This window comes from Promicromonospora sp. CA-289599 (genome assembly GCF_050936155.1).
GTDB lineage: Bacteria > Actinomycetota > Actinomycetes > Actinomycetales > Cellulomonadaceae > Promicromonospora.
Genome location: NZ_JBNJNI010000001.1, coordinates 5,768,889 through 5,794,670, shown reverse-complemented (window position 1 = coordinate 5,794,670; position 25,782 = coordinate 5,768,889). Strand labels below are relative to the sequence as shown.

Below are 25,782 nucleotides of genomic sequence, written 5' to 3'. Positions count from 1 at the left end.
TGAAATGCTTAACGTCGGTCTCATGCATCGAACAACCCGACAGACAGCTGTCCCGTCCTTCGCGCCGAGGATCGTCGTGGCCCTGGTCGCCGCCACCCTGGCGCTCAGCGGATGCGCAGGTGCGTCCGGCATGGCGCTGGCCGCGTCGCCGGACCGCGGCCCGGCGGCCCCGGACGTGCAGCCGCCCACCCCCGACCCGATCGACTGGACCGAGTGCGGCCCACGCCTGGACTGCGCGACGGTCGAGGTGCCGCTCGAGTACACGGAGCCGGACGGCGAGCAGATCGCGCTCGCGGTGACCCGCCACCGGGCCACCGATCCGGAACGGCGCATCGGCAGCCTGTTCATCAACCCGGGCGGTCCGGGTGTGTCGGCCACCGAGACGGTCGCGTCCATCGACCCGGACGGTGCCGCCAGCCCGTACTCGCCCGACGTCGTCGCCCGGTTCGACGTCGTCGGCATGGACCCGCGCGGTGTCGGGGAGTCCGGCGCCGTCCGCTGCCTCACCGACGAGCAGCGCGCCGAGCAGGCGACGGAGGACCGCGACCCGAACCTCCCCGGCGGCAAGCGGTTCGCCACGCTGCTCGCCGATGCCGACACGTTCACCGAGGGCTGCCTGGCGCACCAGAGCCCCGAGTTCCTGGCGAGCCTGTCCACCGACAACGTCGCACGCGACCTCGACCAGGTCCGTGCCGCGCTCGGCGAGGAGCAGGTCACCTTCTACGGTGCCTCCTACGGCACGGTGGTCGGTCCGATGTACGCCACGATGTTCCCGGACCGTGTGCGCCAGATGGTGATCGACGCCCCCGTCGACACCAGGCTGTGGCTCAGGAACCCGCTCCGGCTCCTCGACGACGTCGCGGTGTCCAACGAGGAGACGCTCGACGCGTGGTTCGAGACGTGCCGCGCCGAGGGCGTCGAGGTGTGCCCCTTCGGCGACGGCGATCCGGAGGCCGCGCTCGACGCCCTGATCACCGAGCTCGAGGCGGAGCCGCTGCAGGTCCCGCCGGCCGAGGGTCTCACGCCGGGCGGCCCGCTCGACGGCGCCATGGCGCTCGAGAGCGTGCGGGCGGCAGCGGGCAACCGCGCGCTCTGGCCCGTGCTCACCGCGGGCCTGCTCGCCGCCCAGCAGGGCGACGGCACGGCCCTGCACTTCCTGGTCTCCAAGGTCACCGTCGCGCCGTTCGGCGGTCCGTTCGCGACGCTCCAGGAGGCGCACACCGCGGTCCGGTGCGCCGACTGGCCCCGGCTGAACAACCTGGCGGTGCACCGCGCCGCGGCGAGGAAGATCGCCGCCCGTGCCGACCGGCTGGGCAGCCGGGCCGCGTACAGCGCGCTCAACTGTGCGCTGTGGCCCGTCGAGAACGAGGACCGCTTCACGAAGGAGCTCACCGGCGCCGGCGCCCCGCCGATCCTGGTGGTCGGCGGTCGGCTGGACAACGTGTCCCCGCACCACTGGGCCGAGACCATGGCGAAGCGGCTGGACGACGCCGTGCTGCTCACCCGTGAGGGTGTGGCGCACACGTCCTACCGCACCAGCGGCCCGTGCGTCGACGACGCCGTGGACGCCGCGCTGATCGACGGGGTGCTTCCCGCGGACGGCACGGTCTGCGACGTCGCCCCGGCCACCACCCGCCCGCCCGGCGCTGGTCAGGGCGTGACGTCGAGTACGTCCTCGGCGACCGCGAGGACCGACCAGACGGTGCCGTCGGCGTCCCGGAGCTCGTAGGCCGGGAGCAGCAGCACCGCGCCGTCCGGCATGTGCTGCTGCGCCACGCCGAGACGGGCCGACGTGATCGTCACGTCGGTCACCGGCCAGGCGATCTGTGCGCCGGGGGTCGGGGTGGCGGGCACGGTCGGGTCGGGGACGGGCACCATGTCGCTGGCGGCCGTGTCGCCGTCCTCCGCGGCACCGTCCTGTACGACACGCGCCTCTGCCGCCTGCGCGATCGTGCCGCCGGCGGCGCCGAACCGCGGGTCACCCAGGCGCTCCACGGCCTCGGCCTCGCTCACCACCGGGTACTGGCCGAGCGAGATCGTCTCCGCGAGGAAGCCGTACAGGTTCGCGATGCCGGACGCCGACACCGACGCGCTCCAGGAGAGCCCCGTGCGCTGCCCCTCGACCACCTGCCACGCCGTGACGGAGCGCCACGGGTCATCCTCGTACGACTCGCCCGCCTCCAGCTCGAAGCCCGCGGGGTCGACGCCGAGGCGGTCCATCACGTCCCGCAGCGCCGTGACGGCGTCGCCCGTGGCCGGGGCCGCGTCGGGCGTCACGGTGGTCGGGCAGTCCGGGGCCGGGAGAATCTCCGCGCTGTCGGTGCCGCCCTCGTCCGTCGTACCCGGCTCGGCCTTGTCCGGGAGCGGGCAGGACCACGGGTCGCGCGCCGGGTCGTAGAAGTCGAAGCTCCCCGAGCCGTCCGCGTAGACGTGGACCGTCGGGCCGCTGCCGTCGGCCGGGCCGACCAGCCAGGAGCCACCCTCCTGGCGCGGCTTACCGGAGGCGCCGAGCGTGTCGCCCACACGGCGTGCCGTCTCGGCCGACAGGACTCCCGCGGGGTCGAGGCCGAACGCCTCGGCCTCCGAGCCCGTCGTCGACAGGCCGGTATCCGCGTGGAACACGGTGCGGCCCCAGAAGCCGTACGGGTACGACAGCTTCTGGTCGGCACTCTCGGCCGCCATCTCCGAGTCCGTCGCCGCCATCGGGCCGGACGCCGGCGCGCCGCCGCGCGAGTCCGCCGCGCCGACCGGGGCCTCCAGCGTGATCGGCGCCTCGGCCGTGCTCTCGCCCACGCCGTCGGAGCCACCGACGACCCTCGCGGCGCCCGCCAGGTACCCGCCGCCCCCGACGGCCACGAGGGCCACCGCGGCGGACGCACCGATCCATCTGGTCCGACGCCGGGCACGCCGCGCGGCGAGCTCGTCAGCGGGCACCGGCACGCCGGGGTCGCAGTTCTTGTTGGTGTCCATCGTGGTCCTCCGTGCTGAATGTGGGGGCCGCGGTGGTCCCACACCCGTCATGTGTGCCGTGCGAGCCTGCTCTTGCGGTCTCCCGCGGTCGCGGTCGGGCTGTTCGCCGGGCGCGGCGTGCTGCCCGTAGCGACCGCCTGCCGGAGCAGGGCCGACGCCGGCGGCCTGCAAGACCTGACCCGCACCGCACACATTCCGGAAGAGCGCCGCTGACGATGCGGCTCTGACCGGAGGAGCCGACATGATGCGACGGAGCAGGCTGATGCAGGGCGGGGCGGTCGCCCTGGCGATGCTGATCGGTGGTTGCGCCCAGGCGGGTGCTGCAGGCGGGCCATCCGTCGATGACGCATCCGGGGGACCGAGCGCGTCGCAGTACGACCTCGGTGACCTCGGCGAGGCGATACTGGCGCTCGACCCGGACAACCTTCCGGACCCCGAGTCGTCTCAGGTGCACCTGCTCGTCACCGAGGTCGCGTGCGCGGGCGGCAAGGCGGCCGACGGCCGGGTGACCCTGGAGCGGCTGGTCGAGCACGAGGACCGGGTCGAGCTCGTGGTCGGTGTCGAGGCCCCGCCGGGCGAAGGCCAGACCTGTCCGTCCAACCCGCCGACGCCGTTCACCGTCGAGCTGGACGAGCCGCTGGGTGCCCGGACCCTGGTGGACGTCGCGGTGTATCCGGAGCGGGAGCTGGCCACCCCTTAGCCGCACCCTCCGCCGTCGTCGTCCGCCCGCCCGCCTCAGCCGGCGTCGAACCGGTCCTCACCGTCCTTGTCGGGGTTGTCCTCGGGGTGCTCGCCGGGTATCGCCTTCTCGTCCGCGGGGCGAGCATCCGTGTCGTCCGGGTCCGGGTCCTGCGCCCGGACGGCCTCTGCCTGACGCTCGGCCAGCTCGGCGAATTCGGCGTCGTTCCGCGAAGGGTCGCTCTCGCTCATTGCTGGTTCCTCCAGAGCCGATGGTGGCCGCGCGGTCGCGCGACGCCTCGACGCTACGGGGACCGCGCTGTGCTCGCACTCACTGGCCGGCGGCGGCGCAGCTGATGCAGGTGCGTGCAGCGGGCCGGGCCAGCAGGCGGTCAGGTGCGACTGCTTGTCCGCAGCGCTCGCAGTAGCCATAGCTGCCGGCCGTGATCCTCGCGAGCGCTGCATCCACGTCGGCCAGGTGGTCCCTGGCCGCAGCGAGCAGCGTGCTCGCCTGGGAACGCTCGAAGGCGATCGTCGACCCTTCGGGATCGTGCTCGTCGTCGGCCGTGGTGAGCTGCGACGCCTCCACCATCGAGGCGATGTTGCCCGAGAGGGAGGAGATCAGATCACATGTGCGCTCGCGGTCGGCGATCAACAGTCCGTGGATCTCAGTGATCGGAGCCATTCTCCCGCCACCTTCCTCACGAGCCTTGGTCCTGCCGCCCCTCGCAGGCTACAGCTGACGGTCCATCGTGGTTCGCGCGCTGAGCGGTCGGGTGGTGAACGGACGCCGGGTGAAACTGCTGGCCGATGAAGCATCTTCGTCGCGATATCCTTCCCACCGTAGTTTCCGTTCCCTAGCAGGGCACGGAGCCCTGACAACCGGTACCAGAGGAGGCCCCCGTGGACCCCAGGCCAGGGACCAGCCAGACGCCGTCCGCGAGCGACATCGAGGAGGCGCTCGTCAGCGGCGTCCGGCCTCCTGTGGGTCGGTACCGGCTCGACCTGGCGACGGGGGAGTGGGCCTGGTCGGACGAGGTGTATGTGATGTATGGCTTCGAGGCGGGCGAGGTCGTGCCGACGACGCCGCTGATGCTGTCGCACAAGCATCCGGACGACCGCAACCGCGTGGACGGTATGCTCCAGCGCGCGGCGGAGACGGGGGAGCCGTTCAGCTCGGTGCACCGCATCGTGGATGCCGCGGGAAGGACCCGCACGCTGGCCGTCACCGGTCAAGGCCGGCGTGACCCTGCCACCGGTCGGACGACGGAGCTGTTCGGGTACTTCATCGACGTGACCAAGGCGCAGCGTGAGGCAGCGGCTCGCGAGGCGTCGGCCTCGATCCAGGCGTCCTCGGAGCGCCGCGCGGTGATCGAGCAGGCCAAGGGCGTGCTCATGGTCGTTCACGGTATCGAGGAGGACGAGGCGATCGACCGGCTGCGCGAGGCGTCCAACCAGTCGAACGTCCCTCTGCGGGACATCGCCTACTCGCTGGTGCAGCTGTTCTCCGGGCCGGACGTCACGGAGTTCCCGACGAGCGAGGTCATCGACAACTTCCTGGCCGACCCGGAGATATCCGACGACCTCTGATGCCCAATCCGTCTCCCGTCGGAGGCGCGCCGCCACCTGGTGCCCGCATAATTCGGCGTATGGGCACAAGCATCTTCACGCCAGGAGCCGAAGTGGTCACCGCGCGTGGACGCGGCGCAGTCGTCGATGTCCGTGCGACTCCCTCGGGCAAGTTCGTCTTCGGCGTCGAGGACGCCGACGGCGAGGTCACCTACTTCACCGAGAAGGCTCTCCGGCTCGTGGAGGGCTAGGAGCGCCGCCGCCGTACGCTGCTGCGATGACCTTTCGGCTGGCGGCCTATGCTGTCTGCATCGATGCCGGGTGCGTGCTCCTCGTTCATCACCGTGCAACTGGACACTGGACGTTGCCCGGCGGAGGTGTCGAGCACGGCGAGGATCCGGTCGAGACCCCGGTGCGGGAGCTGCTTGAGGAGACCGGCTACCGCGGTGCGGTCCAGCGGCTGCTCGGCGTGGACTCCCGGATCATCCCGGCAGCGGAACGACTTCAGCCGGGACCCGAGCACCAGAACGTCGGCATCTACTACCGGGTCTCGATCACGGGCGGCGACATGCGGGCGGAGCCCGACCCCGAGATCGTCGCGGCGGCCTGGGTTCCGGTCGACGACGTCGCGAACCTCAGGCGTTCGTCGCTCGTCGCGATCGGGCTCAGCCTGAACGAGCACACGCCCGCCGACGGCCACGTCGCACCAGTCCCCGTCGGCGGGCTCGTCGAGCACTGACAGCACTCAACGAGTGTGCTACCCGGCCAGGGCGGACTGGACTGCCTGGGTCAGGGCTTCGGGGCTGGTGGTCTCGAGCTTCTCGCCGTCCAGGAAGAACGTGGGCGTGCCGCCGACGCCGAGCGCTCGGCCCTCGTCGAAGTCGGACCGGACTCGTTCGGTGGTCGCCGGGTCGGCGACAGCGGCGTCGTAGGCGTCCATGTCCAGGTCCAGCTCCTGTGCGAAGCCGCGAAAGACATCTGCCCTGGAGTCCTGCGCCTCGCCCCACTCGCCCTGCGTCTCGTACATCCGCTGGTACATCGACTCGAGCCGGCCCTGTGCCGCGGCGGCCTCGACCGCGACGGCGGCGTTGGTGGAGTTGGCGTGCGCGGGGATCGGGAAGTAGCGCATCACGACGGTGAGCTCGTCGCCGTGCTCCGCGCGCAGCTGCTCGACCGTGGGGTAGTAGGCGCGGCAGACCTCGCACTCGAAGTCGAGGAACTCCACGAGCACCGCCTTCTCGTCGGGTGCCTGGTTCAGGACGTGGCTGTCCTCGCGCACGACGTCGGCGGCGGTCGCGTCACGCTCGGGGCTGTTCAGGATGTAGGCGACCAGCAGGCCGAGCAGGCCGAGCACCCCGGCCAGGAGGACGAGCTGGAGCAGGCGTCGTGAGGTCGGGCGCTGGGAGGTCGGGCGCTGTGCAGTCATGGAGATTCCTTTGGGCGGAGGCCGAAGCCGGTCGACTCGGAGCAGAACCACGCGGAGCGCACCCGAGATCAGGGCGCGCCGATGCCGCCGACACGGGGGCGCGTCGGCGGTGCGGGTCGGTCTACGTCCGGGAGATCCCGAGCGCGTGCAGCGACGGTGCGCTCGCGTCAGCCGTGTTGGCGGGGACCGGGGTGTCGCCGTGCCCCACGGCGGAGACGAGCCAGCCTGTCGACGGTACGGGCGCCGCGGCGGGCCCGGAGGAGAAGACAGGCACGACCGGATCGCAGTGCGCCGACGGCGAGTGGTGGTCGGAGCAGTCCCGGAGGCCGTCGTGGATCGGCCCGACGGCGACCTCGACGGTGGTTGCGTCGTGATACGTGCTGACCACGGCGCCCGCGCTGACCACGGCGAGCACGAGGAGCATGGCCGTCAGGGCGCCCGCCAGCCCGCGCCGGACACCGGCGAGGAGGGGTCGAGTGCGACGAGTCACGTCCATGGCGAGCCCAACAGTAACCGAACCCGCCCGGAGCACGAGATGCCGCTACGGGGTCTTGACGAGAAGGCGCTCCGCATGAGTGCGTAGCCCTCCGTCCACCCTACGGAGCTCTCATGACAGCCATCGACGCCTCTCCGGTCGCCACCCGACCGACCGAGACCGCCTCCGCACCCGCCACCCGATCCCCCCGTACCGGCCGAACCACCCGCACCGCACGAACGCTCCAGCCCGACCCCGGGCCGCGCGAGCACCCCGGCCGGCTCGCCGCCGCCCGCACCCAGGTCGCCGCACGCTACGGCGTGAGCTCCCGGCACGCGGACACCGCTGCGCCGCAGGTGTCCGGGACCCTCGCGGCCGCAGCCGACCTGCCCCGCTCGGTGCTCGAGGTCCAGCTCGCCCACCGCTCCGTCCGCCGGTTCCTGCCCGGGCCGCTGGCACCCTCCGTGCTGCCCACCCTCGTCGCGGCCGCGCAGTCCGCACCGACGTCGTCCAACCTGCAGCTCTGGAGCGTCGTCGCCGTCACCGACCCGGCACGCCTCGCCCGCCTCGCCACGCTGTGCGGCGAGCAGGACCACGTGCGAGACGCACCGCTCCTGCTCGTCTGGATCGCGGACCTCGCCCGCGTCCGCGCGCTCGGCGCGAGCCGGAGCACGGCGGTACACGCCACCGGCTACCTCGAGACCACCATGACCGCGTTCCTCGATGCGGCTCTCGCCGCCCAGAACGCAGTCGTCGCCGCCGAGTCCCTCGGCCTGGGCACCGTCTACCTCGGCGGGGTGCGGGACGACCCGGAGGCGCTCGCGGCCGAGCTGAAGCTGCCCCGGGGGGCCGCACCTGTCGTGGGGCTGGTCGTGGGCCGCCCGGACCCGGCATGCCCCGGACGGGTCAAGCCCCGCCTGCCGCAGGCCGTCGTCCTGCACCACGAGACCTACGACATGGCGCGGCAGCTCCGGTCGCTCGGCGCGTACGAGCGGCGCATGACCGCCTTCTACCGCGACCAGGGCTTCACAGGAGGGTGGATCGGGCGCGTGCTGACCCGCATGCGCGGCAACGGGTCGCTGCGCGGACGGGAACGACTGCGCTCCGCGCTGGCCGCGCTGGGCATGCCGTCGTGGTGACGTTCGCTGACGCGCCTGACCGAGGGCGACGAAACGTTTAAGCAGGCGCTGCTCGTTGACACCGGGCAAACGCTTACCTTACCGTCGACGACGCCGATTAGATCGATACAAGTCGGTGGTGGACGACACCGTGGCGATGGAGCCCCGTCGTCGTCACCGCACCTCGCCAGCCCTCCGCCCGTGCCTGAAACGGCCGAGCCACCTCAATGACGAGTCACTGCACAGAGGAGCGAACAATGTCCGAGACAAGATCGAGGCGAAGAAGTACCAGAGCGGCGCTCGTGGCCGGGCTCTCCGGTCTCGCTGTCGTCGCGTCGAGCGTCGTCGCGCTGAGCACGGCCTACGCGGCCACCGTCCGCCACGAGGCGGAGACCGCCCCGACCGTCTGCGGCGGCCTGGTCGAGGCCAACCACGCCGGGCACTCGGGCAGCGGGTTCTGCAACTCCGAGAACGCTGTCGGCGCCGCTGTCGAGTTCCGGGTCAACGCCGCCACGGCGGGTCCGGCGACGCTGACGTTCGGCTATGCCAACGGCGCCACGGAGAGCAGGCCGGGCGAGGTGCTCGTCAACGGCGCGGTGGTGGGGACCTCGCAGTTCGGCGCCACCGGCGCCTGGACGGCCTGGGCGAGCCAGACGGTCACCGCTCAGCTCGCCGCTGGTACGAACACGGTGCGGCTGCGGGCCACCAGCGCGGGCGGCCTGGCCAACATCGACTACCTGGACGCCACGACCGGCGGCTCCGAGGAGCCCGGCGGCGGCAACGGCGCCTACGAGGTCGAGGCCCTCACCCGTGGCGTGACCGTCGTGCCCTCGGGCAGCGGCAACCTCGTCAGCTGGCGCCTGCTGGGCACCGACGCACAGAACGTGGCCTTCAACGTCTATCGCGACGGCACGCGGCTCAACTCGACGCCGATCACCGGTGCCACCAACTACCTCGACACCGGAAACGGGACCTACACCGTCGCGGCCGTCAACGGCGGCACGGAGGGTGCGCGCTCGGGAGCCGAGGTCAGGTTCGGCTCGGGCGGCTACTTCGACATCCCGATCAGCCGGCCCTCGAGCATCCACGAGGCCAACGACGCCAGCGTCGCCGACCTGGACGGCGACGGTGACTACGAGTACGTCGTCAAGTGGTCCCCGAACAACGCCAAGGACAACTCGCAGTCCGGCGTCACCGACAACACGATCGTCGACGCGTACACCCTGCAGGGAACCCGCCTGTGGCGCATCGACCTGGGGCGCAACATCCGGTCCGGGGCCCACTACACCCAGTTCCAGGTGTACGACTACGACGGCGACGGCGACGCCGAGATCGCGATGAAGACCGCCGACGGCACGCGCGACGGCCGTGGCGTCGTCATCGGCAACGCCGGTGCCGACCACCGCAACAGCGGCGGCTACGTCCTGACGGGGCCGGAGTACCTGACGATCTTCGACGGCCGCACGGGCGGCGCGGTCGACACCGTCGACTACCAGCCCCCGCGCGGCAACGTCGCCAGCTGGGGTGACAACTACGGCAACCGGGTCGACCGCTTCCTGGCCGGCACCGCATACCTCGACGGGTCCACGCCGTCGATGATCTTCGCGCGTGGCTACTACACGCGCTCGGTGATCTGGGCGGTCGACTTCGACGGCCAGAACCTCACGACCCGCTGGATCTTCGACTCGAACGCGAGGGGCTCGCAGTACGAGGGCCAGGGCGCACACAGCCTGTCGATCGCCGACATGAACGGCGACGGCCGGCAGGACGTGGTCTACGGGGCGATGGTGGTCGGCTCGGACGGCAACCCGCTGTGGAACTCCCGCATGGGCCACGGCGACGCGCTCCATGTCTCGGACTTCGTGCCCAGTCGTGCGGGCCAAGAGGTGTACATGGTGCACGAGAGCGGCTCTGCCCCGTCGTCCAGCCTCCATGGCTCGAACGGCACGGTCCTGTTCCAGACCAGCCCCAGCGGCGACAACGGCCGTGGCGTGGCCGCGAACGTCACCACCGCCAATGCCGGGGGCGAGTTCTGGTCCGCGAACGTGACGGACCTGCGGAACGCCTCAGGAGGCTCCGTCGGCGGCAAGCCGAGCTCGCTGAACTTCCTGGCCTGGTGGGACGGTGACGGCGAGCGCGAGCTGCTCGACGGCACCCACATCGACGACTACCAGAACGGCCGGCTCCTGACCGGCTCGAACGTGGCGTCGAACAACGGCACCAAGGCGACGCCGTCGCTCTCGGCGGACCTGTTCGGCGACTGGCGTGAAGAGGTCGTCTGGCGCACCGCTGACAACACGGCGCTGCGCATCTACGCCACACCGCACCGGACGACCCTGCGCATCGCGACACTGATGCACGACCCCCAGTACCGCGTGGCGATCGCCTGGCAGAACACCGCCTACAACCAGCCGCCGCACCCGAGCTTCCACATCGGCAGCGAGGTCACCAGCTATCCCTGGCCCGACATCCACACCCCGTAACGGAGCCACGGCTCCAGATCAGGGGCGGGCGGACCGTGCGGTCCGCCCGCCCCGACCGCCCGAGGCGGTCCACTACGCTGGCGCGGGTGATCGACGGAGCCCGACCTCGCCACGGCATCGCAGGCCTGCGTCGTACCTACCTGAGCCTCGGCACGGGGGAGCTGGCCGCGGTGGTGGTGTTCGTCGTCGTGCAGCCGATGGTGGCAGGTCGGCTCGACGACGCGGGCGGGCGGGCGCTCTGGTGGGCCATGGCGCCGCTGCTCGTCATCCTGCTCCAGGGCAGCGCGTACTGGCTCCTCGCACGCACCTGGCTGCCGGGTGCGGGGCGCCCGGGGATGCCGCGCGGTGTCGCGCTGCTGTACCAGGCGTTCCGGCTGCTCGACCCCGTCCTGCTCGCCGCGTGCCTCGCCGGGCTGCTGCTGACCGGCCCGGGTCCGGGTGCCCTGGTGCTGTGCCTGCTCGTCTGGGCGTTCGGGGTCCTCGAGTACGTGAACTACTTCGTGGTGCGGCTGTCGTATCCGATGACGCAATGGTTCACCCGCGTCGGCCGGCGGCGCACGCCCGTGCTCGTCCGGGACGTGGCCCGGGCGTCGTCATGACCGGTTGCGCACGAGCCTGCGAGTGATCGCGGTGACCACGACGCCGCCGACGAGCGTGCCGACCAGGACGAGTATCGCGCCGACCGCCCAGAGCCCCGAGTCGTCGGTCGACGACGCGTGGAGCGTCCAGGCGGCCGTGAAGGGCAGGCTGACCGCGAGCACCGCGAGCCACGCCGGGAGCACCAGGGCGCCGACCACCACCAGAGCGACGAGCACCACCACGCACGCGATCACCTGGGGCGCCTCGTAGGGCCCGGTCACGTTGCCGGTGGCGGCGTCGACCTCACGGGTCGTGTCCCGGCCCAGGGTCCACCATGTGGCGGTCGTCAGCGCGGCGATGACGAAGGTGAACAGAGCGACGAGGTAGCTGTTTCGCGGCATGGTCCCCATAGTGCACTTTTCCGGAGCGTGTCCGCCCGCGGCACGGCGCCTCGCTCGCGTGGAGCTCCGCGACTTGACGCAATCTTGACCAACCCCGCAGATGGTGGCAAACTCCCCAAATGGTGGCGCTAACATCGCAGTTCGCACCCCAGGGAAACCAGCGCCCGACCGGGACAGTCAACGAGGACAGTCGACCAAAAGGGGAACCTCATGCCGATCAGCGCTGCGAACCTCCGTCCTGTGCCGGCCGGTCCGGTACCAGCCCGTCCCGGCCCGTTGCGTGCGGTGTACGCGGCCGGGGCCGCCGCGGTCCTCCTGCTCGCCGGCGGGTCCGTCCCCGCGGCCTCGGCCGGTCCCGCGGACGAGAACGCACCGGCGGAGGCCGGGGCGATGGCGTGGGAGACCCTGATCGACGGGAGCTCCTTTGCCAGCCGTGCCGCGCTCGAGGCGGAGTGGAACTACCTGTACCCGTGGGGGTCGGACCACAACGGCACCGCCCGCATGTACGCCAGCTCCACCGACAGCAACCACCTGTTCCTGTCGCCCGCCGGGCAGCTCAACATCAAGGCGACCCGGATCACGTGGGACGAGGGCAACAGCGACAAGGACCCCTTCCTGCCGATCGAGTACCACTCGGCCGCGATCCACGCGAAGAACCAGATCATCGTGAACGACACCTACCCGAGCTACGAGATCCGCGGTGAGTTCCAGGCGCCGTCGGCCCGGGGCACGTGGCCCGCGTTCTGGATCACGGGCGCGAACAGCTGGCCGCCGGAGAGCGACATCCTCGAGTTCAAGGGTGACGCCCGGAACTGGTTCAACACCTACGACGGCGCCTGGGACAACACGATCGTCCCGGTCAGCTCACCAGGGAGCTGGCACGAGTACCGCATCTGGATGACCAAGATCAACGCCACCGACGTCGAGATCCACTACTACCTGGACGACGTGTGGAAGGCCTCGCACATCGGATCCAACTTCGTGGGCAAGCCGATGAACCTCATCATCAACCTGCAGATGGAGGGGTCGTCGGGCTCGCCCGGCCCCACCACCGACACCCATTTCCGTGCCCGCGACGTCTACGTGGGCCGGACCGCCAACTGATCGGTCCGCAGGGCCGGCTGATCAGCCAACGACGCGTGAGGACTTTCCAGCCATGAGTATTCGACGTACCTCGCGCGGACTGGCGGCAGCCGCCACGGTCCTCGCTCTCGCGGCCGGCGCGGCCGGTGTCGCCGCGCCGGCCGCCGCCGACGTCCCGACGATCCCCGACCCCGTCGACTACCGGGCCTATCCGGCCGTGGCCGACCCCGGTGCGTCGTCGGGCAGCTACTTCCGGCCGCACTGGTACGACACCGACGGGCGCCACATCCAGGCGCACGGCGGGCAGATCGTCACGCAGACCGCCGAGGAGCTCGGCGTCGAGGCGAGTGAGACCACCGCCGTCGACCAGGACGGCACCACCGTCTACCACTGGTACGGCGAGGACCGGTCCAACGGCTACTACGAGAGCCCCGGTGTCTCGCTGTACACGTCCACCGACACGTACAACTGGACCAACGAGGGCGTGGTGCTGCGCTCGGTCACGTCGCGCGCGGAGCTGGAGTCCGAGTACTTCGACGCGCTCTACGACACGGTGGCCGACGACGGCACGCCCGACGCCGAGCGCATCGACGAGCTGTTCTACCACCTCAACGTCCGGGCCACGACGGAGGCGGGCGGGGCGCAGCTCAACGCCATCTTCGAGCGGCCGAAGGTGCTGCACAACGAGCGCACCGGCAAGTGGGTGATGTGGTGGCACTCCGACGGGAGCATCACGCCCGGCGGCAGCAACTACGCCCGGTCGCTGGCGGCGGTCGCCGTCGCCGACTCGCCGACCGGCCCGTTCGAGCTCCAGGGCGCCTACCGCCTCTACAACGAGCCGACCTACCAGACCGCGTGCGACATGCCCAGCGCCGTGCCCGGCCAGGCCCGCGACATGACCGTCTTCCAGGACGCCGACGGCACCGCCTACGTCGTCTACTCCTCGGAGGAGAACCGCAGCCTCTACATCGCGAAGCTCGACGACGAGTACACGAACGTCGAGAGGACGACCACCGAGGACGAGGTGGGCATCCAGTTCTCGGCCGACGGCCGGTACCCGCGCATCTGGGCCGACGGCACCGAGGGCGCACCCGTCGCGGGTGCGGACTACGGCATCGTGCGCCGCTGCGGCGTCCTGGAGGCGCCCGCGGTGTTCGTGCACGACGGCAAGTACTACACGGTCGCCTCCGGTGCGACCGGCTGGTCGCCGAACCCGGAGACCTACTACACCGCCGACTCGATGCTCGGCACGTGGATCCGCGGCGTCGACCCGGACGACCAGTACGAGCACGTCCCCTACAACACGATCCCCGAGGGTGGCGACGGCCTGCTGTCGGTCGGCGACTCGCGCAAGACGAGCTTCGGGTCGCAGTCCACGAACGTCTTCCCGCTCGACGCGGCGGCCGGCAGGTTCGTCTACATGGGCGACCGCTGGAACGCCGGCGCCGCCGACTCCACGTACGTCTGGCTGCCGATCACCATCGGTGAGCGCGGGAGCCTCGAGATGCGCAACCCCGCGGTCGAGGACGCCCGCTGGGCGGACGGGTGGACCGGCGAGTACTGGGACGACAAGGGCGCGGGCCGGTACATCTGGGAGGTCACCGACGACCGGCTGCCGGCGACGGTCCGTACCAACGACGACCTCGCGGAGGCGCTGCCCGGCACGGTGGAGGTCACGGCGAACGGCGTCGCCACCGACGTCGCCGTCACGTGGAGCCCGGACGTGATCCGCTCGGCGGGTCCGCAGACGATCACGGGCACCCTTGCCGGTGACGACGAGTTCACGGCCGGCCGGACGTTCCGGCGCACCGTCGAGGTGGTCGCGCACGGCGTGCACAACCTCGCGCCGTCGGCCCAGGTCACGGCATCGGTCCGGCAGGAGCTCGCGGAGAGCACCACGGACGGGAGGCTCGGCAAGGGCTGGGACGACTGGGCTGCCGGGGGCAACCACCCCCGCAACAGCACCCTCGACTACACGTGGCCGGAGCTGCGTGCGCCGCAGGAGATGGTGGCCCACCTGTACAAGGACGGCGCCACCGCGACCTGGCCGTCACGGATCACCGTGGAGTACGTCGACACCAACGGGGACTGGCAGACGACGGACGTCGCGGCCGACGTCGCGCAGGACGCCGCGGGCCCCGCGCCGGCGGTCCGGCTGGACACGTCGTCCGTGCCGCCCACCACCGGCGTCCGCCTGCGGCTGACGACCGAGGCCGCGACGTGGCAGGCGGTCGCGGAGGTGGAGATCCTGGGGCTCGCGCCGACGTCGGCCACCGATCTCGCGACGCTGGCCGTCGACGGCGAGACCGTGGACGGCTTCGACCCGGCGGACTGGGACCAGACGGTGGTCACCACCGGCTCCGAGCCGGTCATCACGGGGACCGCGGCGGATCCCGCCGCGGCCGTCACCGTGGACCAGCCGACCGCCGAGCACCCGTGGGCGCACGTGACGGTGACGACCACGGAGGACGACGCCGCGGTCGCCGAACGGATCTACCTCGTCCGCGTCCTGAACCCCCGCAGCGACGCCCGGCTGACGGGTCTCGCCGTCGACGGCGCCGCCGTCCCCGGGTTCGACGCCGCCACCCTCGACTACCGGGTGGACCCCGGGCCGTGGGGACCCGTCCCCGAGGTGACCGCTGACCCCGTCCAGGGCGACGCGACGGTGTCCGTCCGTGCCGACCAGGCGGCCGCGCGGGTGACCGTCACGGCGCCCGACGGGCGCACCACGCGGACGTACACGGTCGCCTTCGCCGCCACGGAGTGCGCCGACGACGAGGTGAGCGCCCCGTGGTCCTTCGCCACGCTGGCGACCCGCCCGGGGTCGGCCTGCGAGGGGGAGGGGGCGGCGTTCCGCGTCTCCGACTCCGACGACGGGCTGTGGACGAACAAGGACAACCTCAGCGTCGTCTACCAGCCGGGCCGGCTGCCCGTCGGCGGGTCCGTGCAGACGTATGTGGCAGGTCTTGACCGAGGGGACAGCGCCGACCCGCGCGCGGGGCTCGTCGTCCGCAACGACCTGTCGGCGGCCGGGAAGGGGAGCGCCGACGGGTACGTGGACCTGGTGACCAGCCCGTCGGGCGCCTACCTGCAGTGGGACTCGAACGGCGACGGCTGGCTCGACAGCGAGGGCAGCAAGGTCGCGCTCGCGACGGCGCCCGTCGAGCTCCGCCTCGAACGGACCGACGACAGCACGATGACCGGCTACTACCGCACGTCGCCCGAGCGGTCGTGGACGCAGGTCGGGACCGCGCCGCTGACCGACGCCGACGCCGAGCTCGACGCTGGCGTCACCGCCACGGCGAACAGCACCCGGGCGACGTCGACCGCTACGTTCCTGCGCACGCGGTTCTGGGACGAGCCGGAGAGCGTCGACGCCGTGGGCGTCGGCACGGTGGCCCGCAGGGCGCCGGCGCTGCCTCGGACGGTGGGCGTGACGCTCGCCGGGGGCGGCCGGACGACGTCCGCCGTCGACTGGGAGCCCGTCAAGAAGGCCGCGTACGCCAAGGCGGGGACGTTCACCGTGCGCGGCGCTGTAGAGGGGACCGGGCTCGTCGCGGTCGCCACGGTGACCGTCGCCCCGTGGCCGGTGCACGGCGCCGTCGGGCGGGAGGTCACGTTCGGCGCGGGCGGTTTCGCGCCCGGCGAGGTGGTGTCCGTCGGGCTGGAGGCCGACCGGTGGCCATGGAAGAACCTGTCGTTGGGCGAGGTGACCGCGACGGACGGCGGAACGGTCACCCCGCGCTTCGTGGTCCCGCGGGTTCGCCCGGGCAGCCACGACCTCGTGCTGCGCGGTGCGAGCTCCGGCACGGAGCTCGTCCTGCGGCTGGTGGTCCGGCCCGGGCACGGAGGCTGAAGATCCAGGTGACCAGAGTGACCTGTACCACGAAGCTCCTTTCACCCACGTCTTGACGCGGCTCGCCGAACGATTAAGTTAGGTCAGGCAAACCTAAGTACTGCCACGTCGCCCCCTTCGGGCGGCGTGGCAGTACTACGCCGGTAACTTCCCCATCCCTTCTCGAGGAGCCTTCCGCATGCCCTCACGCCTGCCCGCAGCGACGCAGCCAGCGACCACCGCCCCCAGCCCGGGCGCGAGCCACGACACGACAGCACTGTTGCGCGGGGCCACCGCGAGTGTCTATGCGGACACGGTCCGCGAGGTCGCCGACGACGTCGCCGCCCGGCTCGCCGCCGTCACGCAGCCGTTCTCCGGCGCCAGCCGCTCCGAGCTGCGCGCCCTGGTGGACGCCGTGGACCTGGACGGCCCGCCGTCCGGCACGCAGGAGGCGCTGCGCGAGGCCGGCGACCTGTACGCGAAGCACGCGATCTGGTTCCACGAGCCCACGTACACGGCGCACCTGAACTGCCCGGTGGCGCTGCCCGCGATCGGTGCCGAGACGATGCTCGCCGCCATCAACACCTCGGTCGACACCTACGACCAGTCCACCGTCGCCACCTTCATGGAGCGCCGCCTGGTCGAGTGGACCGCGGGCCGCATCGGCTTCGCGGTGGGCGCGGAGGACGACGACGCCGTCGCCGACGGCATCTTCACGTCCGGCGGCACCCAGTCCAACTTCCAGGCACTGTTCCTGGCGCGCGAGAAGTCACGCCGCGCCGGAACCCCGCTGGAGTCCATGCGCATCCTCGCCACCGCGGTGAGCCACTTCAGCATCGCCAAGTCCGCCCTGCTGCTCGGCCTGCCCGACGACGCAGTGGTCACCGTCGGCACCGACAGCGACGGCCGCATGAGCCCGGACGCCCTGGCCCAGACCCTCGTCGACATCGAGCGCACCGGCGACACGGTCATCGCCGTCGTCGCGACAGCCGGGACCACCGACCGCGGCTGCATCGACCCCCTCGACCCGATCGCCGACCTCTGCGACGCCGTGGGCACCTGGCTGCACGTCGACGCCGCCTACGGCTGCGGGCTGCTCGTGAGCCCGCGCCGCCGCCACCTGCTGGACGGCATCGAGCGGGCCCGCAGCGTCACCGTCGACTTCCACAAGTCGTTCTTCCAGCCCGTGTCCTCCAGCGCGCTCGTCGTCCGGGAGCGGGCCGACCTCGCACCCGTCGCCTGGCACGCCGACTACCTCAACCCGGAGGAGAACGCCGAGCCCAACCAGGTCGACAAGTCCCTGCAGACGACCCGCCGGTTCGACGCGCTCAAGCTCTGGGTCACGCTGCGCGCGCTCGGCGCGGACGGCGTCGGCACGATGGTGGACGCCGTCTGCGACCTGGCCGCCGCGGTGCACCAGGACCTCGCGACGGACCACGACTTCCGGGTCGTGGGGACCACCCAGCTCTCCACGGTCCTGTTCCGCTACCAGCCCGAGGGCCTCGACGCCGCGCGGGCCGACGCCCTGGTGCCCCAGGTGCGGCGCGTGCTGTTCGACTCGGGCCGCGCGCTCGTCGCGAAGACCGTCATCGACGGCCGCCCCTGCCTCAAGCTCACGCTGCTCAACCCCGACGCGACGCTCGCCGACATCCGGGGCGTGCTCGAGCTCGTCCGCTCCGCCGCCCACGGCCTGCTCGCGGGGGAGGCGCTGCTGGATGCCGACGAGCCGCCCTGCCGCGACGTGCACCCGCGGCTGGCCCGCGCCGACCTGAATACCGACGGAGAGACGCGATGACCGCCCCGACCACCACCTATGACCTGCTCGGGATCGGGATCGGCCCGTTCGGCCTCGGCCTCGCGGCGCTCGCGGAACCTCTCGACGACGTCGAGGCGGTGTTCCTCGACCAGCGTGACGGGTTCTCCTGGCACGCCGGGATGCTCATCGAGGGCACCACGCTCCAGGTGCCGTTCCTGGCCGACCTGGTGACGATGGCGGACCCGACGTCGCCGTACTCGTTCCTCGCGTGGCTCAAGGCGACGGGGCGGCTGTACCAGTTCTACATCCGCGAGTCGTTCTACCCGCTGCGCGCCGAGTACGACCAGTACTGCCGCTGGGTCGCGGAGCAGCTGCCGTCGCTGCGCTGGGGGCGGCGCGTGACGAGCGTCGTCCGGGTCGAGGACCCCACGGCGGGGGAGGGCGGCTATCTGTTCGAGGTGACCGCCGAGACCGGCCAGGGCGTCGAGAGGCGTGTCGAGAAATACTGTGCCAAGCACGTCGTGCTCGGCACCGGGACGCAGCCGCGCCTGCCGGCTCACCTCCAGGGCCTGGAGGGTGCGGGGCCCGTCGTGCACACCAGCGACTACCTGCCGCACCGCGCGGAGCTGGCGGCGGCCGGCGCAGGGTCCGGTTCGGTGACGGTCGTCGGCAGCGGCCAGTCCGCCGCCGAGGTGTACCGCGACCTGCTGGACGGTTGCGGCACGGGCGCGGGGGAGCACCGCGTGGACTGGGTGACCCGCTCGCCGCGGTTCTTCCCGATGGAGTACACGAAGCTGACGCTCGAGATGACGTCGCCCGAGTACACCGACCACTACGTGTCCCTGCCTCCTGCGCAGCGCGACGTCCTGGCCCGCGAGCAGCGCAACCTCTACAAGGGGATCAGCGGTGACCTGATCGACGACATCTACGACACCCTGTACCGCAAGTCCGCGCTGGGCGCCGAGGTGCCGACGACCCTCCTGTCCGACACCGAGGTGACCGCCGCCCGGTTCGACGCCGACGGCGCGGACGGGGCCGGCGAGTACGTCCTGACCCTGTGGCACGCCCAGCTCGGCACGACGGCGGAGCACCGCACCCGGGCGCTCGTCGTCGCCACCGGTTACGCCCCGACGGCGCCCGGCTTCCTGGCGCCCGGCCTGGTCAACCTCGACCACCGCGGCCGGTACGCCGTCGCGCGCGACTACACGGTCGACGACGACCGGCGGATCCACGTCGTGGGCGTCGAGGAGCACACGCACGGCGTCACCGCGCCCGACCTCGGGTTCGGACCCTGGCGCAACTCCGTGATCCTCGCTAACGTCACGGGCCGCGAGCCGTACGCGACGGAGCGCCGGATCGCGTTCCAGCAGTTCGGCCTGCCGGCCTCGGGAGCCGATCCTGTCGAGACCACCGCCAGCCAGCCCGACGAGATGGAGGCCGCCCGGTGACCGCCCCGACGACCGTGCACACGTTCACCACGACCACCCGGCTCGGCGAGATCACCATCGAGCCGATAGTCCCGGACCGGGACGCCGAGCTCGTCCAGGGCTGGCTCGCGCACCCCGCCGCCTCGTACTGGCAGATGGCCGAGCTGCGCCTCGACGAGGTGCGCGAGTACCTCGCCGGCGTCCAGGCGGGCCCCCACGAGGCCGCCTGGCTCGGCCGCCTCGATGGCGAGCCCGTCTTCATGACCGAGACGTACGACCCCGCGCACGTCCTGCTCGTGGACGTCCACGACGCCCTGCCCGGGGACCTCGGCATGCACCTGCTGGTCGCCCCGCCCGTCAACCCGCGGCACGGCATGACCGACGCCGTCATGACGGCGGTCATGCGGTTCTGCCTCACTGACGCTCTGCCCGACGGCGGCAGGGGCGCCACCCGCGTCGTCGTCGAGCCCGACGTCGGCAACCGGAAGATCGCCGACAAGAACGCCGCGGCGGGCTTCCGCGTCCTGCGCGAGCTGGACCTCGGCCGCGGCGCGCACGCCAAGCGCGCCGCGCTGAGCGTCGCCACCCGCGCCGACTTCGCGGCGTCCGCCCTGGGCGACGGAGTGGATCTCGCGACCCACCTGACCGCCGACCACCTGACCCCCGATCACATGGAGCACGCCCACCGGCACCTCGCGGCCAAGGCGCTCGCCGAGCTCGCGCACGAGCGGCTGTTCCAGCCGGAGCCCGACGACGCCCCCGGCGCCCCCGCGGACGGCTTCCGCCTCACGCTCGACGGCGTCACCTACCGGTACACCGCCCGCCGGTACGCCCTGGAGCACTGGGTCGTCGACCCGGCGTCGATCCGCCGCACGGCCACCGCCGGGATGCGCGGCGACGTCGAGCTGCCCGTCGACGCGCTCGAGCTCGTCACCGAGCTGCAGCCCCTGCTGCAGGTGCCCGACGCCATGCTCGCGACCTACCTCGAAGAGCTCTCCTCCACCCTGGCCAGCGCCGCCGCGAAGCGGGAGCGCGAGCTCGACGGGCACACCCCGTCGGTGACCGGCCTGCTCGAGGCGATGCGGACGGCGTCCGGCACCCGGGCCGCCGCCGAGGCGTTCCAGCAGGTCGAGGCAGCCATGTCCGAGGGCCACCCCGGCTTCGTCGCGAACAACGGCCGCATCGGGTTCTCCCTGAGCGACTACCGCGCCTACGCCCCCGAACGCGGCGCCCGCATGCGCATGCTGTGGCTCGCCGCCCGCCGGGAGCACACCCACCTGGCGCTCGCCACCGACCAGAGCGAGCAGGGCCACTACGGCGCCGAGCTGTCCGACGCCGAGCGCGCGGCCTTCGCCGACCGGCTCGCCGCGCGTGGCCTGGACAGCGCCGACTACCTGTACCTGCCCGTGCACCCCTGGCAGTGGGAGCACCGCGTGGCGATCACCTTCGCGGCCGACGTCGCCCGCGGCGACCTCGTGCCGCTCGGCCCCGGCTCGGACGAGTACCAGCCGCAGCAGTCGATCCGCACCATGTTCAACCGCACACGCCCCGAACGGCACTACGTCAAGGTCGCGCTCGCGATCCAGAACATGGGGTTCCTGCGCGGCCTGTCGCCCGCCTACATGCGTGCGACGCCGTCGATCAACGACTGGGTGGCCGACCTGGTCACGAACGACTCGACCCTGCAGGCCGCCGGGTTCAGCGTCCTGCGCGAGGTCGCGTCCGTCGGCTACACGGGCGACGTCTACCACCGCACGCCCGCGCCCAATCCGCACCGCAAGATGCTCGCGGCCCTCTGGCGCGAGTCTCCCGTACCGCGCCTCGCCGCCGGCGAGCGACTGGTGACCATGGCGAGCCTGCTGCACCGGGACGTGAGCGGCACGGCGTTCGCCACCGCCCTGGTCCGCGAGTCCGGCATCGCGCCGGAGCAGTGGCTGCGTGCCTACCTGGACGCCTACCTGTACCCGCTGGTGCACTGCCTGGTGACCTACGAGCTGGCGTTCATGCCCCACGGCGAGAACCTCATCCTCGTGCTGCACGACGGCGTGGTCCGCCGCGCCGTCATGAAGGACATCGGCGAGGAGGTGGTGGTCCTCGGCGACCAGCCCCTGCCCGACCGGATCGAACGCATCCGCGAGGTGGTCGACGACGAGGAGAAGGCGCTCGCGATCTTCACCGACGTGTTCGACGGCGTGCTGCGCCACCTGTCCGGCATCCTCGCCGAGGACGGCGTGCTGGGCGAGGACCGGTTCTGGGCGCTCGTCGCGGAGACCATCGACCGGCACGCCGCGGAGCACCCGGCCGCGGCCGTTCCCGGGATCGACCTGCGGGCCGCGCACTTCGCGCACTCGTGCCTCAACCGGCTGCAGCTGCGCAACACCCTCCAGATGGTCGACCTGACCAACCAGTCGGAGTCGCTGATCTACGCCGGGACCCTGGCCAACCCGGCCGGCCGAAGAACCGACAGATGATTCGAAGGATGATGGGCAACGTGGAGTTCGACCTGTTCCGTGACGACCTCGGCATCCCGCACGTGCGGGCGGCCTCCGAGACGGCGCTGGCCTACGGCCAGGGCTGGGTGACCGCCCAGGACCGCGGCCTGCAGATCGAGGCCGACCGGATGCGGGCCGAGGAGCGGTACGCCGAGATCGCCGGCACGGCGGGTGACGCCTGGGACCGGTTCGCGGCCCGGGAGCGCCTGGCCGCCACGGCCCGTGAGATCTACGCGGCCCTGGACCGGCCCGAGCAGGAGTGGCTCGCCGCGTACGCCGACGGCGTGAGCGCCGGCCTGCTCGCCGGCGGGCGGGACGTGCCGGAGCTGGCCGGGGTGCCGCACGAGCCCTGGCAGCCGTGGACGCCGATCGGGGTGTTCCTCACCGCGCACGTGCTGTTCAACGGTTTCCCGAGCATCCTGTGGCGCGAGCACGTCGCCCGGCACCTGCACGTGCCGGGAGTGCCGCTGGAGCAGGTGCTCGGCCTGTTCGCGGCAGAAGCCGGGCCGAGCTCCGGATCGAACGCGTGGGCGGTGCACGGCTCGCACACCTCGTCGGGCAGCCCGCTCGTCGCGGGGGACCCGCACCGCACGCTCGAGCTCCCCGGCCCCTACCAGCAGGTCCGGCTCGCCTGCACCGACCCGGCCGCGCCGTACGACGTGCTCGGGTTCGCCTTCCCCGGGGTGCCCGGCATCCCGCACTTCGGGCACGCGGGCTCCGTGGCCTGGGGCATCACCAACGCCATCGCGCACCATGTCGAGGTGGTGGCCGACGGCGCGGACAGCGGCGGCGCCGACGGCTGGCACCTGCACTGGCCGGCGCGCGAGCTGGCCGACGTCGGCGTCGCGTCCTGGCGCGCCCTGCTGCACGCCCGCACCGTCGGCGACGTCGCCGAGGCGTTCAGCGGGTGGGTGGACCCGGTCAACCGGGTCCTCGCGGCGGACAGCACCGGCGAGGTGCTCAGCATGACGGCGGGCAAGGTCCCCGCCGCCGCCGACCGTGCCCTGTACGCCGCCAAGCCCGCCGACGGGTACGTGGACCTTCCCGCGCCGGTAGCGGTGACCCAGGTCGCCGTCGACGCGAACGAGCGGCCCGTGACCCAGCAGCCTGCTGGCTCGGGCAGAGGGCTCGACGGCCGCCCGGGCCTCGGCCCGCGCGACGTCCGGCCCGGCCGCGAGCAGCACGACCTCGGCTGGTCGTACGCGCCGCACCGCGCGGAGCGGATCCGGCAGCTGCTCGCCGCGGCGACCGTCCCGGAGTCGCCCGCGACGCAGGCGCGGATCCACGGCGACACCCGTGACCTGGGCGCGCCCGGGCTCGTCGCGCACCTCGTCGACGATGCCTCGCCCGCCGCCGTCCGCCTGCGCGCCTGGGTCGCGGACGGCGCCCACGTCGACGCCGGCTCGACGGACGCCGCCCTGTACATGCGGTGGCGGGACACCCTGACGCACCGCCTCGCCCGGCATCCCGTGCTCGCGCCGCTGCACGAGCCGCACGGGCAGGACCCGTCCTTCGCCCCGGTGCTCGGCGGCGTGTTCGACGTGCCGACGGCGGTCGGGGCCGGGCTCGCCAACATCCTTGGCGCAGACTGGCTGCGGATCGACTCCGCGGCCGAGGCGCGGGCGGCGCTGGCCGAGGTGTCCGCCGTCGGGCAGACCGGCGAGCCCACCTGGGGCGAGCTGCACGTCCCCGCCCCGCTGCACCCGGTGCCGGGCCCGGGCGACCCGGCGGCCGGCGTGACCCCGGCACCGATCTCCGGGAACAACGACACGGTCCGCTGCACCGGCGGGTCGCCGGGGGTGGCGGCCACCGCCTACCGCGGCTCCGTGGCGCGCTACGTCTGGGACCTGGCGGACCGCGCCAACAGTCGCTGGGGCGTGCCCTTCGGCGCCGACGGCCGGCCGGGCAGCCCGCACTTCGACGACCAGCACGCCACCTGGGCCGACGCCGCCACCACCCCCGTCGTCACCGACTGGGACCGGCTGCATCCCGTGGACACGACGCTGCGGCTGCTGAACGGCCCGCGCGGGGCGGAGGTGTGGCGCCGCGACTTCGGCGCGGTCGGCGTCATCACCGTGCACCTGGTCGACCCCGACGCCGACGCCGACGTGCTGCACGGCTGGTTCACCCAGCCGCGGGCGGGCTTCTGGGGCATGGGTGAGCACACGCGGGACGAGGTGCGGGACACCTACGCGTTCGTCGAGTCCCTGCCGACCCATCACGCCTACCTGGTGCGGTGGGACGGCGAGCCCGTGGTGCTCCTGCAGGCGTACCTCCCGGAGCACGACCCGATCGCCACCGCCTACGACGTCCAGCCGGGCGACCTCGGCATGCACTTCTTCCTCGGCAGCCGCGGGCCCACCGCGCGGCACGGCTCGCCCGCCAACCCGTGGACCGTCCTCGGGCCGGCCCTGCACGGGTTCCTCTTCGCCGGGCCGGGCACCCGCCGGCTGGTCGGCGAGCCCGACGCGAACAACGACAAGGCTCTTCGCCGGATGGTCGCCATGGGCTTCACCGCGGGGGAGCAGGTCTCGTACGAGTCGCCGCAGGGTCCCAAGGTGGCCCGGATGGCGTACCTGGGGCGCGAGGAGGCGGACGGCGGCCGGGCGGTCCGCTAACGTCGCGGGATGGCCACTGAACAGACCGCTGCCGGACGCCCACGGCGCACCCTGCTGGTCCGCCCGCCGTCGGCCCGCCTGGCCGACGGCGAGCTCACCCACCTGGAGCGCGTCCCCGTCGACGCGGACCTGGCGGCCGAGCAGTGGCAGCGGTACGTCGAGGTGTTCCGCGGGTACGGCTGGGACGTGCGCGCGGTGCCGGCGGCGGAGGCGCACCCGGACGGGGTCTTCGTGGAGGACGCGGTGGTCGTGTTCGGCGACCTGGCGGTCCTGACCCGTCCGGGGGCGCTGACCCGGCGCGGCGAGGTGGAGTCGGTGCGGCCGGCGGTCGAGGCGGTGGTGACCGAGCTCGCGCAGATCACGGAGCCGGGCACGCTCGAGGGCGGCGACGTCCTCAAGGTGGGCCGCACCGTGTACGTCGGCCGCACGGCACGCACGAACGCCGAGGGAGCCGCCCAGCTCCGGGCGCTGCTCGAGCCGCGCGGGTGGCGCGTCGTCGAGGTACCCGTGACCCGGGCGCTGCACCTGAAGTCCGCGGTGACCGCCCTGCCCGACGGCACGGTCGTCGGGTACGCGCCCCTCGTCGAGGACCCGGGCGTGTTCGACGCGTTCGTGCCGGTGCCCGAGGCGGAGGGGAGCGCCGTCGTCGTGCTGGACGAGTCCACGGTGCTGATGTCCGCGGCCGCGCCCGCCACCACCGAGCTGCTCCGGGGGCGCGGGCTGACGGTGCTCACCACGCCCGTCACCGAGTTCGAGAAGCTCGAGGGGTGCGTGACCTGCCTGTCCGTGCGGGTGCGCTGACGGGTTGCTCTCGGCGTGACGCAGGTCACACCGGAACAAAGTGCTTACCGCAACTAACAACTTGCGGGCGG

The 25,782-nt window shown here is 72.5% G+C and carries 21 protein-coding genes; 15 read left to right on the top strand and 6 right to left on the bottom strand.

Translation table 11 applies throughout. From position 1 onward, the window contains the following. The first annotated feature begins 22 nt into the window (after positions 1-22). Complete coding sequence (locus tag ACQEVI_RS25800; protein WP_432904832.1) at positions 23-1,729, top strand: alpha/beta hydrolase; 1,707 nt, start codon at positions 23-25, stop codon at positions 1,727-1,729. Here the strand turns inward: ACQEVI_RS25800 and ACQEVI_RS25795 are convergent. Beyond that, positions 1,651-2,970, bottom strand: coding sequence for a hypothetical protein (locus ACQEVI_RS25795; RefSeq protein ID WP_432904829.1), 1,320 nt, complete (start codon positions 2,968-2,970; stop codon positions 1,651-1,653). The genes ACQEVI_RS25800 and ACQEVI_RS25795 overlap by 79 nt on opposite strands. A gap of 241 nt (positions 2,971-3,211) precedes the next feature. On the opposite strand from ACQEVI_RS25795, the gene ACQEVI_RS25790 reads away from it, so the two are divergent. Continuing rightward, positions 3,212-3,670 carry a hypothetical protein gene (locus ACQEVI_RS25790; protein WP_432904827.1) on the top strand — a complete coding sequence of 153 codons (459 nt, stop codon included), beginning with the start codon at positions 3,212-3,214 and terminating at the stop codon, positions 3,668-3,670. Positions 3,671-3,705: 35 nt separating this feature from the next. Here ACQEVI_RS25790 and ACQEVI_RS25785 read toward each other — a convergent pair whose 3' ends face one another. Both ACQEVI_RS25785 and ACQEVI_RS25780 read right to left on the bottom strand, forming a co-directional pair. Then, a complete protein-coding gene (locus ACQEVI_RS25785; protein ID WP_432904824.1) occupies positions 3,706-3,900 on the bottom strand; it encodes a hypothetical protein in 195 nt (64 codons plus the stop codon). Between the two features lie 79 nt (positions 3,901-3,979). After that, entirely contained in the window at positions 3,980-4,333 is a 354-nt protein-coding gene (locus ACQEVI_RS25780; protein ID WP_432904821.1) for a TraR/DksA family transcriptional regulator, read from the bottom strand. A 218-nt stretch (positions 4,334-4,551) separates the two neighbouring features. On the opposite strand from ACQEVI_RS25780, the gene ACQEVI_RS25775 reads away from it, so the two are divergent. Genes ACQEVI_RS25775 through ACQEVI_RS25765 form a run of 3 tightly spaced genes read left to right on the top strand, consistent with a single transcriptional unit; the run spans position 4,552 to position 5,956 of the window. Further along, positions 4,552-5,238 carry a PAS and ANTAR domain-containing protein gene (locus tag ACQEVI_RS25775; RefSeq protein ID WP_432904819.1) on the top strand — a complete coding sequence of 229 codons (687 nt, stop codon included), beginning with the start codon at positions 4,552-4,554 and terminating at the stop codon, positions 5,236-5,238. Positions 5,239-5,297: 59 nt separating this feature from the next. Further along, on the top strand, positions 5,298-5,468 hold the full coding sequence (locus ACQEVI_RS25770; protein ID WP_432904816.1) for a hypothetical protein: 171 nt from the start codon (positions 5,298-5,300) through the stop codon (positions 5,466-5,468). 26 nt (positions 5,469-5,494) lie between these two features. After that, positions 5,495-5,956: an NUDIX hydrolase gene (locus ACQEVI_RS25765; RefSeq protein ID WP_432904814.1), complete on the top strand. Its 462-nt coding sequence runs from the start codon at positions 5,495-5,497 to the stop codon at positions 5,954-5,956. An 18-nt stretch (positions 5,957-5,974) separates the two neighbouring features. Here the strand turns inward: ACQEVI_RS25765 and ACQEVI_RS25760 are convergent, their stop codons facing one another. Together ACQEVI_RS25760 and ACQEVI_RS25755 are read right to left on the bottom strand one after the other, a co-directional pair. Beyond that, positions 5,975-6,643, bottom strand: a complete 669-nt coding sequence (locus ACQEVI_RS25760; protein ID WP_432904811.1) for a DsbA family protein — start codon at positions 6,641-6,643, stop codon at positions 5,975-5,977. 121 nt (positions 6,644-6,764) lie between these two features. Then, on the bottom strand, positions 6,765-7,139 hold the full coding sequence (locus tag ACQEVI_RS25755; RefSeq protein ID WP_432904808.1) for a hypothetical protein: 375 nt from the start codon (positions 7,137-7,139) through the stop codon (positions 6,765-6,767). A gap of 113 nt (positions 7,140-7,252) precedes the next feature. Between ACQEVI_RS25755 and ACQEVI_RS25750 the strand changes: the two genes are divergently transcribed. From ACQEVI_RS25750 to ACQEVI_RS25740, 3 genes are all read left to right on the top strand, one after another. Then, positions 7,253-8,257 (top strand): NADPH-dependent oxidoreductase, encoded by a 1,005-nt coding sequence (locus tag ACQEVI_RS25750; RefSeq protein ID WP_432904805.1) that lies wholly within the window; start codon positions 7,253-7,255, stop codon positions 8,255-8,257. A 236-nt stretch (positions 8,258-8,493) separates the two neighbouring features. Then, positions 8,494-10,719 carry a carbohydrate-binding protein gene (locus ACQEVI_RS25745; RefSeq protein WP_432904802.1) on the top strand — a complete coding sequence of 742 codons (2,226 nt, stop codon included), beginning with the start codon at positions 8,494-8,496 and terminating at the stop codon, positions 10,717-10,719. 86 nt (positions 10,720-10,805) lie between these two features. Continuing rightward, positions 10,806-11,318: a hypothetical protein gene (locus tag ACQEVI_RS25740; RefSeq protein WP_432904799.1), complete on the top strand. Its 513-nt coding sequence runs from the start codon at positions 10,806-10,808 to the stop codon at positions 11,316-11,318. Here the strand turns inward: ACQEVI_RS25740 and ACQEVI_RS25735 are convergent. Further along, entirely contained in the window at positions 11,313-11,699 is a 387-nt protein-coding gene (locus tag ACQEVI_RS25735; protein WP_432904796.1) for a hypothetical protein, read from the bottom strand. The genes ACQEVI_RS25740 and ACQEVI_RS25735 overlap by 6 nt on opposite strands. A gap of 210 nt (positions 11,700-11,909) precedes the next feature. Between ACQEVI_RS25735 and ACQEVI_RS25730 the strand changes: the two genes are divergently transcribed. From ACQEVI_RS25730 to ddaH, 7 genes are all read left to right on the top strand, one after another. Next, positions 11,910-12,803 (top strand): glycoside hydrolase family 16 protein, encoded by an 894-nt coding sequence (locus ACQEVI_RS25730; protein WP_432904794.1) that lies wholly within the window; start codon positions 11,910-11,912, stop codon positions 12,801-12,803. A 52-nt stretch (positions 12,804-12,855) separates the two neighbouring features. Further along, positions 12,856-16,638 carry an Ig-like domain-containing protein gene (locus tag ACQEVI_RS25725; RefSeq protein ID WP_432904791.1) on the top strand — a complete coding sequence of 1,261 codons (3,783 nt, stop codon included), beginning with the start codon at positions 12,856-12,858 and terminating at the stop codon, positions 16,636-16,638. A gap of 178 nt (positions 16,639-16,816) precedes the next feature. Beyond that, the gene (locus ACQEVI_RS25720; RefSeq protein ID WP_432904788.1) at positions 16,817-18,412 is read left to right on the top strand and encodes a pyridoxal phosphate-dependent decarboxylase family protein; all 1,596 of its coding nucleotides are present in this window, start codon (positions 16,817-16,819) and stop codon (positions 18,410-18,412) included. Then, the gene (locus tag ACQEVI_RS25715; protein ID WP_432904785.1) at positions 18,409-19,821 is read left to right on the top strand and encodes a lysine N(6)-hydroxylase/L-ornithine N(5)-oxygenase family protein; all 1,413 of its coding nucleotides are present in this window, start codon (positions 18,409-18,411) and stop codon (positions 19,819-19,821) included. The genes ACQEVI_RS25720 and ACQEVI_RS25715 overlap by 4 nt, the downstream gene beginning before the upstream one ends. Further along, positions 19,818-22,271 carry a GNAT family N-acetyltransferase gene (locus ACQEVI_RS25710; protein ID WP_432904782.1) on the top strand — a complete coding sequence of 818 codons (2,454 nt, stop codon included), beginning with the start codon at positions 19,818-19,820 and terminating at the stop codon, positions 22,269-22,271. Before ACQEVI_RS25715 ends, ACQEVI_RS25710 begins: the two co-directional genes overlap by 4 nt. 8 nt (positions 22,272-22,279) lie before the next feature. Next, positions 22,280-24,910: a GNAT family N-acetyltransferase gene (locus ACQEVI_RS25705; RefSeq protein ID WP_432904780.1), complete on the top strand. Its 2,631-nt coding sequence runs from the start codon at positions 22,280-22,282 to the stop codon at positions 24,908-24,910. Positions 24,911-24,919: 9 nt separating this feature from the next. Beyond that, positions 24,920-25,711: a dimethylargininase gene (gene ddaH, locus ACQEVI_RS25700; protein WP_432904776.1), complete on the top strand. Its 792-nt coding sequence runs from the start codon at positions 24,920-24,922 to the stop codon at positions 25,709-25,711. Positions 25,712-25,782 lie beyond the last annotated feature (71 nt).

Excerpts from the sequence above, each read along its gene's own strand:
- ACQEVI_RS25795 (WP_432904829.1), bottom strand. The coding sequence starts at position 2,970 with ATGGACACCAACAAGAACTGCGACCCCGGCGTGCCGGTGCCCGCTGAC.
- ACQEVI_RS25745 (WP_432904802.1), top strand. The coding sequence starts at position 8,494 with ATGTCCGAGACAAGATCGAGGCGAAGAAGTACCAGAGCGGCGCTCGTG.
- ddaH (WP_432904776.1), top strand. The coding sequence starts at position 24,920 with ATGGCCACTGAACAGACCGCTGCCGGACGCCCACGGCGCACCCTGCTG.
- ACQEVI_RS25705 (WP_432904780.1), top strand. The coding sequence starts at position 22,280 with ATGATGGGCAACGTGGAGTTCGACCTGTTCCGTGACGACCTCGGCATC.
- ACQEVI_RS25780 (WP_432904821.1), bottom strand. The coding sequence starts at position 4,333 with ATGGCTCCGATCACTGAGATCCACGGACTGTTGATCGCCGACCGCGAG.
- ACQEVI_RS25750 (WP_432904805.1), top strand. The coding sequence starts at position 7,253 with ATGACAGCCATCGACGCCTCTCCGGTCGCCACCCGACCGACCGAGACC.
- ACQEVI_RS25790 (WP_432904827.1), top strand. The coding sequence starts at position 3,212 with ATGATGCGACGGAGCAGGCTGATGCAGGGCGGGGCGGTCGCCCTGGCG.
- ACQEVI_RS25730 (WP_432904794.1), top strand. The coding sequence starts at position 11,910 with ATGCCGATCAGCGCTGCGAACCTCCGTCCTGTGCCGGCCGGTCCGGTA.
- ACQEVI_RS25760 (WP_432904811.1), bottom strand. The coding sequence starts at position 6,643 with ATGACTGCACAGCGCCCGACCTCCCAGCGCCCGACCTCACGACGCCTG.
- ACQEVI_RS25725 (WP_432904791.1), top strand. The coding sequence starts at position 12,856 with ATGAGTATTCGACGTACCTCGCGCGGACTGGCGGCAGCCGCCACGGTC.
- ACQEVI_RS25765 (WP_432904814.1), top strand. The coding sequence starts at position 5,495 with ATGACCTTTCGGCTGGCGGCCTATGCTGTCTGCATCGATGCCGGGTGC.
- ACQEVI_RS25785 (WP_432904824.1), bottom strand. The coding sequence starts at position 3,900 with ATGAGCGAGAGCGACCCTTCGCGGAACGACGCCGAATTCGCCGAGCTG.
- ACQEVI_RS25715 (WP_432904785.1), top strand. The coding sequence starts at position 18,409 with ATGACCGCCCCGACCACCACCTATGACCTGCTCGGGATCGGGATCGGC.
- ACQEVI_RS25770 (WP_432904816.1), top strand. The coding sequence starts at position 5,298 with ATGGGCACAAGCATCTTCACGCCAGGAGCCGAAGTGGTCACCGCGCGT.
- ACQEVI_RS25720 (WP_432904788.1), top strand. The coding sequence starts at position 16,817 with ATGCCCTCACGCCTGCCCGCAGCGACGCAGCCAGCGACCACCGCCCCC.
- ACQEVI_RS25800 (WP_432904832.1), top strand. The coding sequence starts at position 23 with ATGCATCGAACAACCCGACAGACAGCTGTCCCGTCCTTCGCGCCGAGG.
- ACQEVI_RS25735 (WP_432904796.1), bottom strand. The coding sequence starts at position 11,699 with ATGCCGCGAAACAGCTACCTCGTCGCTCTGTTCACCTTCGTCATCGCC.
- ACQEVI_RS25755 (WP_432904808.1), bottom strand. The coding sequence starts at position 7,139 with ATGGACGTGACTCGTCGCACTCGACCCCTCCTCGCCGGTGTCCGGCGC.